1 protein-coding gene (cut by a window edge) is annotated in these 19679 nt (G+C 69.5%); it reads left to right on the top strand.

Annotated elements, in window-relative coordinates; all coding sequences use genetic code 11:
* Positions 1-19669 carry the 3' portion of a non-ribosomal peptide synthase/polyketide synthase gene (locus ACFYO1_RS14310; protein ID WP_387231869.1) on the top strand. Its footprint begins 1034 nt before the window's first position, so only the last 19669 of its 20703 coding nucleotides appear in the window; its start codon lies beyond the left edge, outside the window; it ends in the stop codon at positions 19667-19669.
* Positions 19670-19679 lie beyond the last annotated feature (10 nt).

The raw sequence follows: 19679 nt of genomic DNA on the forward strand, positions 1-19679 counted from the left end.
GCTGTTCCAGGTGCTGTTGAGCGTGCAGAACAATGCCGCGCCGAGCTTGGAGCTGGCGGGGGTCGAGTTCGAGCCGTATGCCCTCGCGGCGAAGACCTCGCAGTTCGATCTGACCTTCACCATCAGCGATGCCCCCGCGGCCGCGTGGGATGTGCATGCCGAGTACGCCACCGATCTGTTCGACCGGTCCACGATCGAGGCGATGGTCGCCCGGTTGGTGCGGGTGCTGCGACTGGTGGTGGCGGATCCGGCTGTCCCCGTGGGAGCGATCGATGCGCTCGACGCCGATGAGCGGGAACTGGTGTTGCATCGATGGAACGACACCGCTGTTGCGGGGGCGGACGGCACCCTGGTTGATTTGTTCGCGGAGCAGGTCGCGAGCGCGCCGGATGCGGTGGCAGTCGTCTGCGCGGACGCCGAGATGAGCTATCGGGATCTCGATGTCCGGTCCAGCGAATTGGCGCGGGTGCTGTGCGCGCGGGGTGTCGGGCCGGACGGCGTGGTCGCCGTTGCCTTGCCGCGGTGCGCCGAACTGATCGTGACGATGCTGGCGGTGGTGAAAGCCGGTGGCGCATATCTGCCGATCGATCCGGGCTATCCCGCCGAGCGACTGGCCTTCGTCCTCGCCGACGCCGCGCCGGTCGTCGTCGTGACCGATTCCGCCACCGCGAAAACGTTGCCGGACACCGCGATACCACACCTCTGTCTCGACGCGACCGAGGTCGGCGAACGCGCCGGCGACGATCTGGTCGTCGGCGTCCGGCCGCAGAATCTGGCGTATGTGATCTACACGTCCGGGTCCACCGGCGTTCCCAAAGGTGTTGGTATCACGCACCGTAACGTGGTGAGCCTGATCGCTCAGGCGTGGTCGGCCGGACCCGGGGACCGGGTGCTCGTGCATTCCTCGATCGCGTTCGACGCTTCCACCTATGAGATCTGGCCCGCGCTGGCCGGCGGTGCGGCGCTGGTGGTGGCACGCGAGCCGCGGTCGGATCTGGTCGAGATCACCCGGCTGGTGGAGTCGCGGTCGGTGACCAAGATGTTCGCGACGCCGCCGCTGCTGTCGGCCCTGATCGAGCACGTGGAGTCGTTGCCGGGCAATCCATTCCAGAGCGTGACGCAGGTGAATACCGGCGCGGACACACTCGCCGCCGGGCTGGTGGACGCGCTCAAGACCAAGTGCGGGGTTGGCCGGGTGGACAACCTGTACGGCCCGACCGAGGCCACGGTCGATGTGACGGCGTTCGTCGTGCCCGACGACGTGGGGGACGCGCTGGTGCCGATCGGCGGGCCGGTGGCCAATACGCGAGTGTTCGTGCTGGATTCGTGGCTGGCGCCGGTTCCGGTGGGGGTGCCCGGTGAGTTGTACGTGTCCAGTGCCCAGCTGGCGCGGGGCTATCACGGGCGGCCGGGGCTGACCGCGGGCCGGTTCGTGGCCGATCCGTTCGATCCGTCCGGCGGTGGCCGGTTGTATCGCACCGGTGACGTGGTGCGCTGGACCTCGGCCGGGGTGCTGGAGTTCGCCGGCCGGGTCGACGACCAGGTCAAGATCCGCGGCTTCCGGGTCGAACCCGGCGAGGTGGAAACCGCACTGGCCCAACATCCTTCGGTCTCCCAGGCGGTCGTGCTCGCGCGGGACACCGAGGGCGGCAAACAGTTGGTCGGCTACGTGGTCGCCGACCGAGCCGGCTCCGTCGAGGGCAACGGGCTCGCGGGTGCGCAGGTGCGCCGGTTCGTGGCCGAGCGGCTGCCGGACTTCATGGTGCCCGCGGCGGTGCTGGTGATCGACGCGGTGCCGCTGACCGCGAACGGGAAACTGGATCGCGCGGCGTTGCCGGTCCCGGATCTGCGGTCGGCGGTGGCCTATCGGCCGCCGACGACCATCCAGGAGCAGATGCTGGCCGCGTTGTTCGCCGAGATCCTCGGACTCGACCGGGTCGGCATCGACGACAGTTTCTTCGCGCTGGGCGGCCATTCGCTGCTGGCGACCCGCTTGGTCAGCCGGATTCGCGTCGTGCTCGGCGTCGAGGTGCCGATCCGGACGGTCTTCGACGCGCCGACGGTGGCGCAGTTGGCGACCCGGCTCGAGGACGGCGCGCGGCGGCGTCCGGCGTTGCTGGCCCGGCCGCGTCCCGAGCCGGTTCCGTTGTCGTTCGCGCAGCGGCGGCTGTGGTTCATTCACCGGCTGGAAGGTCCTTCGGCGACCTACAACATGCCGCTGGTGGTGCGGTTGCACGGGGTCGACGAGCCGGCGCTGTGCGCCGCGATCGGGGATGTGGTCGCGCGGCACGAGAGTTTGCGCACCGTCTTCGCCGAGGCCGACGGGGTGCCCGCCCAGCGGGTGCTCGACGCGGACGGGGTCGAGGTGCCGATCGCGGTCACCGACGTGGACCCGGCCGAGCTGGCCGCCGCCGTCGCCGCGGCGATGCGTTACGCATTCGATCTGTCGACGGAGATTCCGGTCCGCGCCAACGTGTTTCGCGGCGGACCCGAGGAGTGTGTGCTGGTTCTGCTGATCCACCACATCGCCGGCGACGGATGGTCCGCCGGGCCTTTGCTGCGCGACCTGTCGGTGGCGTACGCGGCGCGCATCGAGGATCGGGCGCCCGGGTGGAGCCCGCTGCCGGTGCAGTACGTGGATTACACGCTGTGGCAGCAGGAGGTGCTCGGGTCGTCGGCGGATCCGGACAGCCTGCTGTCGCGCCAATTCGCCTACTGGCGTGCCGAACTCGACGACCTGCCCGAACAGTTGCGGTTGCCGACCGATCGGCCGCGGCCGCGGGTCGCCAGTTATCGCGGTGACATGGTGGCCTTCGACATCGATCCCGCGCTGCGCGCAGGCGTGGAACGATTGGCCGGTCGCGAAGGTGCGACAGTGTCGATGGTGTTGCAGTCGGCGTTGTCCGTGCTGCTGTTCAAACTCGGTGCGGGGGAAGATATTCCGCTCGGATCGCCGATCGCCGGGCGCACCGATGACGCGCTGACCGATCTGGTGGGCTTCTTCGTCAACACCTGGGTGCTGCGGACGAAGGTATCGCCCGCGACGTCGTTCGCCGAGATCGTGCGCCAGGTCAGGGCGAAGGCCCTGGCCGGGTACGAGAATCAGGACGTCCCGTTCGAGTTGCTGGTGGAGTTGCTCAACCCGGCGCGCTCGGCGGCGCATCACCCGCTGTTCCAGGTGTCGCTCGCGTTCCAGAACAACACCGCGCCCACCTTGGAACTGCCCGGGGTCCGGTTCGAGCCCTACGACGCGTCCGTCACCACCGCGCGCTTCGACCTCTTCTTCAATATCGCCGACTCCGCCGCCGGTCAGCCCTGGAACGGGTTGGTGGAGTACGCCACCGAGCTGTTCGATCGATCCACGGTGGAGACGATGGCCGCGCGGTTGGTGCGGACGCTGGAATCGGTGGTATCGGATCCCGGCGCGGCCGTGGGTTCGATCGACGTGCTCGACGCCGACGAGCGTGCGACGGTGCTGCGCCGGTGGAACGACACCACGGCCGAGGTCGGGGAAGCCACCCTGATCGGGTTGTTCGAGGCGCAGGTGGCCGCGACGCCGAACGCGGTTGCGGTGGTGCACGGTTCGGACGAGGTGACCTATCGGGAACTGGATGCTCGTGCCGACCGGCTCGCCCAGAGCATGATCTCGCGCGGGGTGCGGCCGGATGGTGTCGTCGCGGTCGCCCTGCCACGATCGGTGGACCAGATCGCGGCACTGCTGGCCGTCTTGAAGGCGGGCGGTGGGTATCTGCCGATCGATCCGGGATATCCGTCGGATCGGCTCGCGTTCATCCTCACCGACGCCGCCCCGACCGTTCTCGTGACCGATTCGGTGACGGCGAAGACGTTGCCGGACAACGAAACCGCGCACCTCTACCTCGACGCGCTCGATACCGGCGGGACCGATCCGGCTCCAGTCGTCACGGTGGCTCCGCAGAACTTGGCGTACGTGATCTACACCTCCGGTTCCACCGGCGTCCCCAAAGGCGTTGGTATCACGCACCGTAACGTGGCGAACCTGGTCGCTCAGGCCTGGTCCGTCGACCCCGGGGACCGGGTGCTGGTGCACTCGTCCATCGCGTTCGACGCGTCCACCTATGAGATCTGGCCCACCCTGTGCGGTGGCGCGACATTGGTGCTGGCCGACGCACCGCGATCGGACCTGGACGAGGTCACGGAACTGATCGCCGGTCGATCGGTGACGAAGATGTTCGCGACCCCACCGTTGCTGTCGGCGCTGGCCGATCACGTGGAGTCGTTGCCCGGCAACCCATTGCGGACGTTGCGGCGGATCATCGCCGGCGGCGCGGAGCTGACCGCGGCGGTCGTCCATCGATGGAACGCTCGATACCCCGGTGCCCAGGTGATGAACGGGTACGGACCGACCGAAACCACCGCGTGCGTCACCGCTTACGACGCCGAGGCGGCGATCGGCGGCGCCGTGCCGATCGGCCGACCGATGGGGAACGTGCGGGTCTTCGTGCTGGACTCCTGGTTGATGCCGGTCCCGGCCGGCGTCGCCGGTGAGTTGTATGTGGCCGGTGTGCAATTGGGGCGTGGCTACCTCGGCCGGGCGGGCCTGACCGCTTCGCGCTTCGTGGCCGATCCGTTCGACGCCGCGGGCGGGCGGTTGTACCGCACCGGCGACGTGGTGCGCTGGAACGGCCAGGGCGAGTTGGAGTTCGTCGGCCGCATCGACGATCAGGTCAAGATCCGCGGCTTCCGGGTCGAGCCCGCCGAGATCGAAACCGCGCTGGCACAGCACCCTTCGGTGTCGCAGGCGGTGGTGGTCGCCCGTGAGACCGGCGGCGGCAAACAGCTGATCGGCTATGTCGTGGCCGACGGGTCCGCGCTCGACGGTGCGGACGTGCGCGGGTTCGTGTCCGAACGGCTGCCGGACTTCATGGTTCCGGCCGCGGTGATGGTCATCGACGCGGTGCCGCTGACCGCGAACGGCAAACTCGATCACGCCGCGCTGCCGGCCCCGGAGCTCACCTCCTCGGCGCGGTACCGGGCGCCGCGCACCACCGAAGAACAGATCCTGACCACGGTGTTCGCCGAGCTGCTCGGCCGGGAACAGGTCGGCGTGGACGACAGCTTCTTCGAGCTGGGCGGCGACAGCATCCGCTCGATCCAGGCGGTGTCGCGGGCCCGGGCGCTCGGGGTCGACATCAGTCCGCGGGAGGTGTTCGAGCACAAGACCGCCGCGGCATTGGCCGCCGTCGCGGCCGGGCGAGACACGTCCGCCCCGGTCCTGGCCGAGTTGACCGGCGGCGGCGTGGGCTGGCTGCCGTTGCTGCCGGTAGCCCGGTTCGTGCGGGAATCGGGCGCGGGGTTCGACAGTTTCAATCAATCGCTGGTGCTCGAGCTGCCGGTCGGGATCGATCGGGCGGACCTGGTCGCGACGCTGGCCGCGGTGATCGATCGGCACGATGTGCTGCGCTCGCGGTTGGTCGACGACGAGCGTGGTCCGGGGCTCGAGGTGGCACCGGCCGGTTCGATCGATGTGGACGGCCTGCTGCACCGTGTCGAAATGCCGGTCGCCGAGCCGCATTCGGCAGAGGCGAGGTCCGCGCAGGTGCGCGCGGCGGTGAATCGGCTGGCTCCGGCGGGCGGGGTGATGCTGCAATTCGTGTGGTTCGACGCCGGGCGCACGCAGGCGGGAGCGCTGGCAGTCGTCGCCCATCATCTGGTGGTCGACGGCGTGTCCTGGCGAATTCTGCTGCCGGACTTGGCGTCCGCGTGGCAGGACGTGTCGGCCGGTTTGCCGCCGGTGCTGGCGGGGACCGGCACCTCCGTGCGGCGGTGGGCGCACGGGCTCGTCGAGCAAGCGCAGGCCCCGCGCCTGGTGGAGCAATTGGCCTGGTGGCGTTCGGTTCTCGACGGCCCCGACCCGACACTGGGCACCCGGCCGCTGGACCCGCGCGTCGACGTGATGGCGACCGTGGACCACGTGAGCGTCGAGCTTCCCGCCGCCGACACCCAGGCGCTGCTGACCACCTTGCCCGCGCTGTTCCACGGCGGGGTCGAGGACGGGTTGCTCGCGGCCCTGGCGGTCGCGGTCATTCGCTGGCGGCACACGCACGGCATGGGCCAGGAATCGGTGTTGGTCCGGTTGGAAGGCCATGGGCGCGAAGAGGACACCGTTCCCGGGGCCGACCTGAGCAGCACGGTTGGCTGGTTCACCAGCATGTTCCCGGTGCGCCTGGCGGCGTCCGCGACGGAATGGGAACAGCTGTGCGCCGGTGGGCCTGCGGCCGGTGCCGTGCTGAAATCGATCAAAGAACAGTTGCGTGCCGTGCCGGACAAGGGCATGGGATACGGGTTGCTGCGCTACCTCAACCCCGGCACCGCCGCTGCGCTGCAGCAGCATTCGGCCGGGCAGATCGGGTTCAACTACCTCGGCCGGCTCACCTCCGCGGATCTGCTGCCGCACCGCTCGCCGAGCACGGCGTGGGCCCCGGCCGCGGACACCGGGGGTGCCGAAGCCGCCCCGGACCCGGCCATGCCGGCGATGGCGGTGCTGGATGTCACCGCGATGGTGGTCGACGCCGAGCAAGGGCCGGTGCTGCGAGCGGTGTTCGCGACGCCGGCCGGAGCGCTGGCGAAGGCGGAGACCGAGGACCTCGCCGACCTGTGGCGCACGGCGCTGACGGGATTCGTGCGGCACGTCGAGACGCCGGGCGCAGGGGGCCTGACGCCATCCGACGTGCTGTACGACGGCGTCGACCAGGCCGCGGTCGACGCGCTGGAGACCCGGTATCCCGGCCTGGCGGATGTGTGGCCGCTGACCCCGATGCAGTCGGGGCTGCTGTTTCACCAGGCGCTGGCCGAGCCGGGCTTCGACGCGTATCACATGCAGGTCGTCTTCGGTTTGGCCGGCCGGGTGGATCCGGAGCGGATGCGGGCGGCAGGCCAGGGGCTGCTGGACCGGTATCCGAATCTGCGGGCGGGCTTCGTCGCCGCGGCGCACGGAAAGACGGTTCAGGTCGTCCTGGACGACGTCGAATTGCCATGGCGGGTAGCGGATTTGCGCCACCTTGACCAGGCCGCGCGGGATGCCGAAGCGGCCAGGCTGTTCGCCGAGGATCAGCGTGCGCACTTCGATATGACGGTCCCGCCGCTGCTGCGGTTGACGCTGGTGGTGCTGGGCGAACAGCAGGCGGAGTTGGTGCTGACCGCCCATCACGTGCTGCTGGATGGCTGGTCGCTGCCGCTGCTGATCCGAGAGCTGTTGCGGCTCTACAGTTCTGCCGGTTCGGCGCGGGAACTGCCGGCGGCGCCCGCCTACCGGCAATTCCTGACCTGGCTGGGGGAGCAGGACGCCGAAGCGGGCGTGCGAGCCTGGCGTCAGGAACTCGACGGCGTGCACGAGCCGACCCTGCTCGCGGACAGCGTGCGGAGCGCGGGCAGCGCCGCGGGCGTCGAACGAGTGGAGGTGCCGCTCACCGCCGAGACCGCTGCGGGGCTGGGCAGGCGCGCAGGCGAACTCGGCATCACGGTGAACACGGTCGTGCAGGCCGCCTGTGGGATTCTGCTCGCGGCGCTGACCGGACGCCATGACGTCGTCGTCGGTGCCACCGTGTCGGGTCGTCCACCGGCCATCGACGGCGTGGACTCGATGGTGGGCCTGTTCATCAATACCGTGCCGGTCCGGGTGCGATTCGGCGCGCAGGACTCGCTCGCCGATCTGCTGACCGGCTTGCAGGCCCGCCAATCCGCGCTGCTGGACCACCACCATGTCGGGCTGAGCGATATCCACCAGGCGGCCGGGGTGAGCGTCCTGTTCGACACCCTGATCGCGTTCGAGTCCTACCCGGTCGACCGGAGCGGCATCGCGGCGGCGGTCGACAGCAGCGGCATCGCCATCACCGGCCTGCGCCCGACCTCGTCGACGCACTACCCGCTGACGGTCATCGCCGGCGCCGCGCCGGCCTTGACGCTGTATCTCGACTATCGCACCGACGAATTCGACCGGGCCGCAGTCGAATCGATGGCCGAGCGCCTGGTACGGATTCTGCGGCAGCTGGTCGCGGATCCGGATGCCCGGGTGGCGTCGCTCGATATTCTCGGTGCCGACGAACGTGAACTCGTGCTGCGCCGGTGGAACGACACCACCGCCGAAATCCCGGACACCACCGTCGCCGGACTGTTCGAGGCGCAGGTCGCCCGGACACCGGACGCGGTCGCGCTCACCTTCGCGAACGTCGACGTGTCCTATCGCGAGCTCGACCGCCGCGCCGACAGGCTTGCGCGAGTGCTGATTTCGCGCGAGGTCGGACCGGACAGCATCGTCGCGGTGGCGGTTCCCCGGTCGGCGGAGCTGATCGTGGCGTTGCTGGCGGTACTGAAAGCCGGTGGCGCGTATCTGCCGATCGACCCGGCGTATCCGTCGGATCGGCTGGCGTTCATCCTCGCCGACGCCGCGCCGGTGGTCGTGGTGACCGATCGTGCGACCGCGGGCACGCTGCCCGGCCCGACGACGCCGCAGGTCTGTGTCGACGCGCTCGACGTCCCGGAGGGGAAGGCCCGGATCGGTCGTCCGCCGAGGCCGCAGAATCTAGCCTACGTGATCTACACGTCCGGTTCGACCGGAACGCCCAAGGGTGTCGGCGTCACGCACCGCAACGTCGTGAACCACGTGTCGCAGGGGTGGCTGTCGAGCACCGCCGAGCGGGTCCTGGTGCACTCGTCGATGGCGTTCGATGCCTCGACCTACGAGATGTGGGCGGCGTTGTGTGCCGGGGGCGGGTTGGTGCTGGCGGGTGAGTTGCGTTCGGACCCAGCGGAAATGATGGACCTCGTCGCGAATCACGCGGTGACGCGGCTGTTCGCGACGCCGGCGCTGCTGTCGGTGCTGCTGGATCACGCGGAAACGCTGCCCGGCAATCCTTTCGCGCGACTGACCCAGGTGATCGCCGGCGGCGCCGAACTCTCCTCGACGCTGGTCCGCCGAGTCCGGGGACTCGCCGACGGGGTTCAGGTCGTCAATGGTTACGGTCCGACAGAGACCACGGTGTTCGCCACGACCTTCGGTGCCGATCCGGCGGTCGAGGGATCGGTGCCGATCGGGCGACCGCTGGCCGGCATGCGGACCTATGTGCTGGATTCGTGGTTGAAGCCGGTGCCGGTGGGCGTCGCTGGTGAGTTGTACATCGCCGGTACGCAATTGGCGCGAGGGTATCGAGCCCGGGCCGGGCTGACGGCGTCGCGGTTCGTGGCCGATCCGTTCGACCCGGCCGGTGGCCGCCTGTATCGCACGGGCGACGTGGTGCGCTGGAACCCGGCCGGGGCGCTGGAATTCGTCGGCCGCGTCGATGACCAGGTCAAGATCCGCGGCTTCCGGGTCGAGCCCGGCGAAGTGGAATCCGTGCTGGCGCAGCATCCGTCGGTGTCGCGTGCCGTGGTGGTCGTACGCGACACGGGCACCGGGGGCAAGCAGCTGATCGGGTACGTGGTCTCCGATCGGGCCGATTCGGTCGACGGTGCGCAGGTGCGCGGCTTCGTCGCCGAGCGGCTGCCCGACTTCATGGTGCCGACGGCGGTGCTGGCGATCGACGCGGTGCCGCTGACCGCGAACGGCAAGGTGGACCGCAAGGCCCTGCCCGATCCCGAGCTGACGTCGTCGCGGCCGTACCGGGCGCCGGTATCGGCGGCGGAGGGCGTCCTGGTATCGGTATTCGCCGAGGTGCTCGGCCTCGACCGAGTAGGGGTGGACGACAGCTTCTTCGAACTGGGCGGCGACAGCATCCGGTCGATTCAGGTGGTGTCCCGGGCGCGCGAGCTGGGCGTGGAGGTCACCCCGCGCGAGGTGTTCGAACATCAGACCGCCGGGGCATTGGCCGCGATCGCGACGGGGCGCGAGGCAACCGGCCCGGTACTGGCCGAATTGCCCACCGGCGCGGTGGGCTGGATGCCGTTGCTGCCGGTCGCTCGGTTCGTCCGGGACCTGGGCGGCGCGGGGTTCGACAGCTTCACCCAGTCGATGGTGCTGGATCTGCCGGTAGGCATCGATCGGGCCGGGTTGGTCGCGACGCTGTCGGCGGTGATCGATCGCCATGACATGTTGCGCGCGCGGCTGGTCGAGGACGAGCGCGGGGCCGGGCTCGACGTGCCACCGGCCGGTTCGGTCGACGTGGACGCGCTGGTGTCCCGCGTATCGGTGGCCGGAGCCGACGACATCTCGGCCTTCGTGGTGTCGGAGATGGGCACTGCCGCGGGCCGTTTGGCTCCGGCGGCGGGCGTCATGGTTCAGTTCGTGTGGTTCGACGCGGGCCCCGATCGGGCGGGGTGGCTGTCGATCGTGGCGCATCACCTGGTGGTCGACGGCGTGTCGTGGCGAATCCTGTTGCCGGACTTGGCGAACGCCTGGCAGGACGTGTCCACCGGGCTGACGCCGGTGTTGGCGCGGTCGGGCAACTCGATGCGGCGGTGGGCGCACGGATTGGTCGAACAGGCGGCCCGGCCGGAGCGGGTGGCCGAGTTGGCTTGGTGGCGTGCGGTTCTCGACGGGCCCGATCCGATGCTCGGTCGTAGGCCCCTCGATCCGGCCGTCGATGTGATGGCCGAGGCCGCTCACGCGCTGGTGCGGATTCCGGTGGCGGCCGCCGAGATTCTGCTGACCGCGTTGCCCGCGGCCTTCCACGGCGGCGTCGAGGACGGCCTGCTGGCGGCTCTGACGGTAGCCGTGCACCGCTGGCGTGCGCGCAGGGGCGTGCGTGCGGCGTCGGTGCTGATCCGGTTGGAGGGGCACGGGCGCGCGGAAGACGTCGTGCCCGGTGCGGACCTGTCGACCACGGTCGGCTGGTTCACCAGCATGTTCCCGGTGCGGTTGACCGCGCCCCCGGCCGCCTGGGACGACCTGTGCGCGGGCGGCCCGGCCGCGGGCGCGCTGGTCAAGTCGGTGAAGGAACAGTTGCGCGCGGTGCCGGACAAGGGGATGGGATACGGGTTGCTCCGGTACCTGAATCCCGCGACCGAGCAGGTGCTGCAACAGTATTCGGCCGGGCAGATCGGCTTCAACTACCTCGGCCGGTTCACCTCGACGGATCTGCTGCCGCAACGGCTGCGCGGCGCGGGCTGGACGCCGTCGGTCGATGCCGGGCAGTTGATCAGCCCGGTCGATCCGGCATTGGCGGCGATGCCGGCGATGGCGGTGCTGGACGTCAACACGATCGTGCTCGACACCGACGCGGGCCCGGTGTTGCAGGCGGTGTTCGCCGCACCCGCGCAAGTGCTGTCCGAGAACGAGATACAGGAGCTCGCCGGCCTGTGGCAGGACGCGGTCGCCGGATTGGCGGGGCATGTGTCGGCCGGCGGGGGTGGTCTGTCTCCCTCGGATGTGCTGGCGAAGGGGATGCGGCAGACCGAGATCGAGGCGTTGGAGGACCGGTATCCGGGGTTGGTGGATGTCTGGCCGCTCACCTCGATGCAGTCCGGGCTGTTGTTCCACCAGGTCATGGCCGGGTCCGGTTTCGACGCGTATCACATGCAGATCGTGTTCGGCCTGGACGGCCGGGTCGATGCGGAGCGGATGCGGGCGGCCGGTCAGGCGATAGTGGATCGGTACGCGAATCTGCGGGTGGCGTTCGTGACCGATCGGCGGGGCGACGCGGTACAGGTCGTACTGGACCGGGTGGAATTGCCCTGGCGGGTGGTGGATTTGACCGGGGTGGCCGAAAGTGCGCGGGATGCCGCTTTGCAGCAGCTGCTGACCGGGGACCGGGCCGCGCACTTCGATGTGACGGTTCCGCCGCTGTTGCGGTTGATGGTGGTGCGACTGAGCGCGGATCGGTCGGAGCTGGTGTTGACCGCGCATCACGTGCTGCTGGACGGGTGGTCGCTGCCGCTGCTGGTCGTGGATCTGTTCCGGCTGTACGGCGGGTCCGGTGCGCTGCCGCCGGTCGCCGAATACAAAGAGTTCTTGAAGTGGCTGGGGGAGCAGGACGCCGAAGCGGGCGTGCGGGCATGGCAACAGGAACTCGACGGTGTCCGCGAGCCCACGCTGCTCGCCGACAGCGTGCCCGGCGTGACCGAGAATTCCGAGCTGCCGGAGGTGGACCGGGTCGACGTCCCCCTGTCCTCGGCGACAGCACTGGAATTGACCAGGCGGGCCACAGAACTCGGGACGACCCTGAGCACCGTCGTGCAAGGCGCGTGGGGAGTCCTCCTGGCCGCGGCGACGGGCAGCCACGATGTGATCGCGGGCGCCACGGTGTCCGGCCGGCCCCCGGCGATCGCCGGGGTGAACTCGATGGTCGGATTGTTCATCAATACCGTGCCGGTGCGAGTGCGATTCGACCCTCGCCGCGGTCTCGCCGAATTGCTGACGGATTTGCAGGCGCGGCAAACCGCGTTGCTGGACCATCACCATGTCGGTTTGAGCGACATCCATCAGGCCGTTGGAGTGAATGTCCTCTTCGACACGCTGATCGCGTTCGAGTCCTATCCCATCGACCACACCGGAATCGGTGAAGCCACCGGCACCGGCGGCCTTGCGATCAGCGCCGCCCGCCCGAACGCGCCTACGCACTATCCGCTGACGGTCATCGCGAATACCGCGCCGACCCTGACCCTCCAGCTCGAATATCACCCTGCCGCATTTGACCGGTCCACGGTCGAGGCCATGACAGGCCGTCTGGTGCGGATCCTGCGGCAGGTGGTCGCGGATCCAGACGTGCCGGTGCGGTCGATCGACCTGCTCGGCGCCGGCGAACGCGAAGTGGTGTTGCGTCGATGGAACAGCGGAGCCGCTTCGATCGAGCCGGGTCGAACCCTGGTGGGGCTGTTCGAAACTCAGGTCGCCCGGACGCCGGACGCGGTCGCCCTGATCGGTGCGGGCACCGAGGTGTCGTACGGAGAACTCGATGCCCGCGCCGAACGGCTTGCGCGGGTGCTGATTTCGCGTGGCGTCGGGCCGGACCGCATCGTGGCCGTTGCGCTGCCCCGGTCGGTCGAATTGATCGTGGCCTTCTCGGCGGTGCTGAAGGCAGGTGGTGCGTATCTGCCGATCGACCCGGCGTATCCGTCGGATCGGCTGGCGTTCATCCTCGCCGACGCCGCGCCGGTCGTCGTGCTGACCGACCGTGCCACCGCGAGCATTCTGCCCGGCACGGACACGCCGGTGCTGCATCTCGACACCGTCGAACACCTCGACACCGGTGAGCGAACCGGTCGCGTCGCGGCCGGGCCGCAGAATCTGGCGTACCTGATCTACACATCGGGCTCCACCGGTGTGCCCAAAGGTGTTGCCATCACTCACCACAACGTCGCCAACCTGGTCGCGCAGCAATGGTCGACCGGCCCGGACGAGCGCGTCCTGATGCATACCTCGGTGTCGTTCGATGTCTCGACCTACGAGATCTGGCCGACCCTGTGCGACGGTCACGCGCTCGTGCTGACCGACGCACCGCGGTCGGATCCCGCCGAAATGGTCGAGTTGATCGAGACCGCGGCGGTGACCCGGGTGTTCGCGACGCCGGCCCTGCTGTCGGTACTGCTCGATCGAGTCGAGGCGACGCCGGGCAACCCCTTCCGGACCGTGGCGCAGGTGGTTTCCGGCGGGGCCGAGGTCTCCGCGGCGCTCGCCCAGCGGGTGTGGGCGATCGGGCCCGGCATCGAGGTCGTCAACGGGTACGGCCCGACCGAGGAGACGGTGTTCGCCACCGTGTGCGCGGCCGACGCCGCGACCGTGCGGAGCGCGGCCGTGCCGATCGGGCGGCCGTTGGCCGGGGTCCGGGCGTTCGTCCTGGATGCCTGGCTGACGCCGGTGCCGATCGGGACCGCCGGTGAGCTGTACCTGGCCGGAACCCAAACGGCGCGCGGGTATTTCGGCAAGCCAGGGCTCACAGCGGCCCGCTTCGTGGCCGATCCGTTCGATCCGGCGGGCGGCGGGCGGCTGTACCGCACCGGCGACGTGGTGCGCTGGAACACTCTGGGGCAGCTGGAGTTCCTGGGCCGGGTCGACGATCAGGTGAAGATCCGCGGCTTCCGGATCGAACCCGGCGAGGTCGAAAGCGTATTGGCGCAGCATCCTTCGGTATCGCAAGCCCTCGTGGTGGCGCACGACGCCGAGGGCGCCGGCAAGCAATTGGTCGGCTATGTGGTCGCCGATCGCACCGGGTCGACGGCGCTCGACGCCGGACAGGTGCGCGGGTTCGTGGCCGAGCGGTTGCCCGACTACATGGTGCCGTCGGCGGTGCTGGTGCTCGACTCGGTGCCGTTGACCGTCGCGGGCAAGGTGGATCGGCAGGCGCTGCCGAAGCCGGAGTTCGCCTCGTCCGCGGCATATCGCGCGCCGCGCGGCGACGACGAGCGGGTACTGGCCGCACTGTTCGGTGAGGTCCTCGGCCGCGACCGGGTGGGGATCGACGACAACTTCTTCGAGCTGGGCGGCCATTCGCTGTCCGCCACCCGGCTGGCCGGCCGGATTCGCGCGGAGCTCGGGATCGAGGTGCCGATCCGGACCGTCTTCGACGCGCCGACGGTGGCGCGGTTGGCGACCCGGCTCGATGCCGGCGTGCGGATACGTCCCACGCTCGTGGCCCAGCCACGCCCGGACGTGGTACCCGCCTCGTACGCACAGCGGCGGTTGTGGTTCATCCACCGGCTGGAGGGACCGTCGGCGACCTACAACATTCCGCTGGCGGTGCGGATGCGCGGCCTGGACGTACCGGTGCTGCGCGCCGCGATCCGCGACGTGATCGCCAGGCACGAGAGCCTGCGCACGATCTTCGTCGAGGTGGACGGCACGCCCGCGCAGCAGGTGCTGGACGTGGACTCGATCGAGGTGCCGGTGGTCGTCGCCGACGCGGATCCGGCCGAGCTGGACGCCGCGGTGACCGAGGCCGTCCGGTTCGGGTTCGACCTGGCCGGCCAGATACCGATCCGGGTCACGGTGGTGCGTCCGGGCAGCGAGGACTGCGTGGTGGTGCTGGTGATCCACCACATCGCCGGCGACGGCTGGTCGATGGCGCCGCTGCTGCGGGACCTGTCGGTGGCGTACGCGGCTCGCGGCCAGGGCCGGGCGCCGGAATGGGCGGCGCTGCCGGTGCAGTACGCGGACTACACGCTGTGGCAGCAGGAACTGCTCGGTGCGGCCGAGGACCCGGACAGCTTGCTGGCGCAGCAGTTCGAGTACTGGCGCGCCGAACTCGACGACCTGCCCGAGCAATTGCGGTTGCCGACCGACCGGCCGCGGCCGCGGGTGGCCAGTTATCGCGGCGACATGGTGATGTTCGACATCGATCCCGGGCTGCGCGCCGGAGTGGAGCGGCTGGCCGCGCGCGAGGGCGCGACCGTGTCCATGGTGCTGCAATCGGCGCTGGCCATGCTGCTGTTCAAACTCGTTGCCGGAGAAGACATTCCGCTCGGCTCGCCGATCGCGGGCCGCACCGACGAGGCGCTGTCGGATCTGGTCGGGTTCTTCGTCAACACCTGGGTGTTGCGGACGCGGATCGCGCCGTCGGACTCGTGCGCCGAGGTGCTCGGACAGGTGCGGACCAAGGCGCTGGCCGCCTACGAGAATCAGGACGCGCCGTTCGAACTGCTCGTCGAGCTGCTCAACCCGGTCCGCTCGGCGGCCCGGCACGCGCTGTTCCAGGTGACGTTGGCCTTCCAGAACAACAACCTGGCCAGTCTCGATCTCCCGGGCGTTCGGTTCGAGCCCTACCCGGCCGCCATCGGCGCCTCCCGATTCGACCTGTTCTTCAATATCGGGGACGCGCCCGCGGGCTATCCGTGGAGTGGGCTGATCGAGTACGCGACCGAGCTGTTCGATCGCGGCACGGTCGAGACCCTGGCCGAGCGCTTCGTCCGGATGCTGGCCGCGATCGTGGCGAATCCGGGTGCGCCCGTAGGGGCAGTCGAGGTACTCGACCCGGCCGAGCGCGAGTTGGTGCTGCACCGGTGGAACGAGACCACCGTCGCGATCGAACCGGATCTCACCCTGGCCGGGCTGTTCGAGGCGCAGGTCGCGCGGACACCCGACGCGGTGGCCGTGATCCACGCGAACACCGAGGTGTCGTATCGGGAACTCGACGCTCGCGCGGATCGGCTTGCGCGAGTGCTGGTTTCGCGGGGCGTGCGGCCGGACAGCATTGTGGCGGTGGCGGTGCCCCGGTCGGTGGAATTGATCGTGACGTTGCTGGCGGTGCTGAAGGCCGGCGGTGCGTATCTGCCGATCGACCCGGCGTATCCGTCGGATCGGCTGGCGTTCGTTCTCGCCGACGCGGCACCGGTCGTGGTCGTGGTCGATCCGGCCATCGCCGAGGCGGTGCCGGAAACGTCCGCGCCGCGTCTGGCGCTGGACGCGGTCGGCCCTGATGCGCTGAGTGCAGCGGACCGGGTGGCAGCCAGGGCGCAGAATCTGGCGTATGTGATCTACACGTCCGGCTCGACCGGTGTCCCGAAAGGTGTTGGGATAACGCACCGGAACGTGGTGAATCACGTGTCTCAGGGGTGGTTGCCGGGCTCGGCCGAGCGGGTGCTGGTGCATTCGTCGATGGCGTTCGATGCCTCGACCTACGAGATGTGGGCGGCGTTGAGCTCCGGTGGCGGGTTGGTGCTGGCGAGTGAGTTGCGTTCGGACCCCACCGAAATGCTGGAGCTGGTGGCGGCGCACGCGGTGACGCGGCTGTTCGCGACGCCCGCGTTGCTGTCGGTGCTGCTCGATCACGCGGAAACGCTGCCGGGCAATGCTTTCCGCGGCCTGACGCAGGTGATCGCGGGTGGCGCCGAACTCTCCTCGACGCTGGTTCGCCGCGTACACGCGGTCGCCGATGTGCAGGTGGTCAACGGTTACGGACCGACGGAGACCACCGTGTTCGCGACGACCTTCGTTGCCGATCCGGCGGCCGAGGGATCGGTGCCGATCGGGCGACCGCTGATGAATATGCAGACCTACGTGCTCGATTCGTGGCTGAAGCCGGTGCCGGCCGGGGTCGCCGGCGAGCTGTACGTCGCCGGCGAACAGGTGGCGCGCGGATATCAAGGGCGGGCCGGGCTGACGTCCACCCGCTTCGTCGCGGACCCGTTCGACCCGGCCGGTGGCCGCCTGTATCGCACAGGCGACGTGGTGCGCTGGAACTCGGCGGGAGCGCTGGAGTTCGTCGGCCGGGTCGACGATCAGGTGAAGATCCGCGGTTTCCGGGTCGAGCCGGGTGAGGTCGAATCGATTCTGGCGCAACATCCCTCGGTGTCGCGCGCGGTGGTCGTCGTGCGCGACAGCGACGTCGGTGGCAAGCAGCTGGTCGGATATGTGGTGCCCGACCGGTCCGGGCCCGCGGTCGGCGAAGACGAGCTGGTCGGGCAGTGGCGCCGGGTATACGACGACCTGTACTCCGCCGACCGCCCGGCCGATGGCGAGGCGATCGGCAACGCCGGGTTCGGCGCCGACTTCGGCGGCTGGAACAGCAGCTACACGGGTGCCGCGATCCCGCTGGACCAGATGCGGGAATGGCGGGCGGCCACGGTCGAGCGGATTCGCGGACTGGCGCCGCGGCGGGTGCTGGAGATCGGCGTCGGTTCGGGCCTGCTGCTGTCGCAGCTGGCGCCCGACTGCGAGGAGTACTGGGCCACAGACTTTTCCGCGGCGACGATCAGCACGCTGCGGCAACGGCTGGGCGAGCTGAACGAGGACTGGGTCGATCGGGTCGTGCTGAGCGTCCGCGGCGCCGACGACACCGCCGGGTTGCCGGAGAACCATTTCGACACCGTCGTACTCAACTCGGTGATCCAGTACTTCCCGAGCGAGCAGTATCTGCGCCGAGTCCTCGAACAGGTCCTGTCGCTGCTGGCGCCCGGTGGTGCCGTATTCGTCGGCGATATCCGCAATCTGACGCTGCTGGAGGAGTTCACCACGGCGGTCCAGATCAGTCGCAACGGCGGTGACGACGCCGCGGTCGTCGCCGATCGGGTGCGCCGCGACATCGCCGCCGAACAGGAATTGCTGTTGTCGCCCGAGTACTTCCTGTCGCTGAATCAGCGGATCGGCTTCGGTGCCGTGGACATCGGGCTCAAACGCGGATTCTCGGTGAATGAGCTGACCCGGTACCGATACGACGTCGTCCTGCACACCGCCCCGGTGCCGGCCGTCTCGGTGGCCGACGCGGCGAGCGTCGAGTTCCGCGATCATGTGTGGTTGCGCGCGCTGTTGCGCACCAGCCGTCCCAGCGGCATCCGGGTGACCGGCATCCCGCACGCCGGGCTGACCGGCCAGCTCGAAGCCGCGAACCGGATCCGGTCCGGCGACCCGGTCCCGGTCACCGGCCACCTCGTCCCGCTCGCCGTGGGTTTCGAGGGAATAGTGGCCGACAGCGCCGCGCGGATCGATGTGGGCGTGGTGCCCGAAGATCTGCACCGGCTCGGCCGGCAACTCGGCTACGCGACCGCGGTCACCTGGTCCGCACAGCGGGGGCACATGGACGCGGTCTTCGTCGACGCCGGGACGGCTCAGGGCCGGGCCCTGGTCGGCGCGTACGTCGCGCCCGGTCCGCTGGCGGATCCGAGCGTCTACGCCAACCATCCCCAGGCCGGCCTGCTCGCCGCCGAGGTCCGGCGCTGGGCGAGCGAACGGCTGCCGGAATTCATGGTGCCCGCGACCGTGCTGGTGCTCGACAGCGTTCCGCTGACCCCCAACGGAAAGCTCGATCGCACCGCGTTGCCCGACCCGGAGATGTTGTCCGCCAACGACTATCGCGAGCCGCGGGCCGACAGGGAGCGGACCCTGGCGGAGTTGTTCGCCGAGATCCTCGGCCTCCCGCGGGTGGGTATCGACGACGACTTCTTCGAGCTGGGCGGACACTCCCTGCTGGCGACCCGGCTCACCAGCCGGATCCGGGCGGTCATCGGCGTCGACGTCCCGGTCCGGCTGATCTTCGACGCCCCGACAGTGGCTCTGCTGGCGCCGCGGCTCGACGAAGGCGCCGCCGGCGGAACGGATTTCGATCCGGTGCTGATCCTGAAGGGTTCGGGCACCCAGAAGCCGCTGTGGTGTCTGCATCCGGGCGGCGGCCTCGGCTGGTTCTACCAGCAACTGGGCCAGCACCTGCCTGATCGGGCGGTCTATGCCATCCAATCCCGTGGACTGGACGGCGGGCCGACGGCCGGGTCGATGGCGGAGATGGTGGCGGACTACATCGACCGGATGCAGACCTTGCAGAGCGAAGGTCCCTATCACCTGCTCGGCTGGTCGTACGGCGGGGTCGTGGCCCAGGCCATGGCGGCCGAATTGTCCCGGCGGGGAATGGAAGTGGGCTTCGTCGGCGTGCTGGACAGTCAGCCGCCGCGCGGCTCTGCGGCCGATTTCGACGTCACCGACGAGGAGGCGATGGCCGGCGTGCGGGCCTGGGCGGTCGAGCGATTCGACGGACAGCTCGACGCGCCGGTGATCCAGGAGTTGGTGGAGCGGCTGACCACGGTGCTGATCAACAACTGCAAGCTGTGGGACGGCTACACCTCGCCGTTCTACGCCGGCGATCTGACTGTTTTCGGCGCAACCCTGGACCAGGACGGGAACCGGACGATCGACGTCAAGACCGAGCTCGAACAGGCATGGCGCGCTTATATCGGTGGCCGGATCGACGTCATCGAGGTGGACTGCGCGCACGGTGACTTCGATCGGCCCGAAATGATGAGCCTGGTCGGCCGGATACTGAACGACCTGCTCTGATCCGCGGATT

Origin of the sequence: Nocardia sp. NPDC006044, from assembly GCF_042871115.1 — a bacterium.
In the GTDB taxonomy this organism is placed as follows: Bacteria; Actinomycetota; Actinomycetes; order Mycobacteriales; family Mycobacteriaceae; genus Nocardia.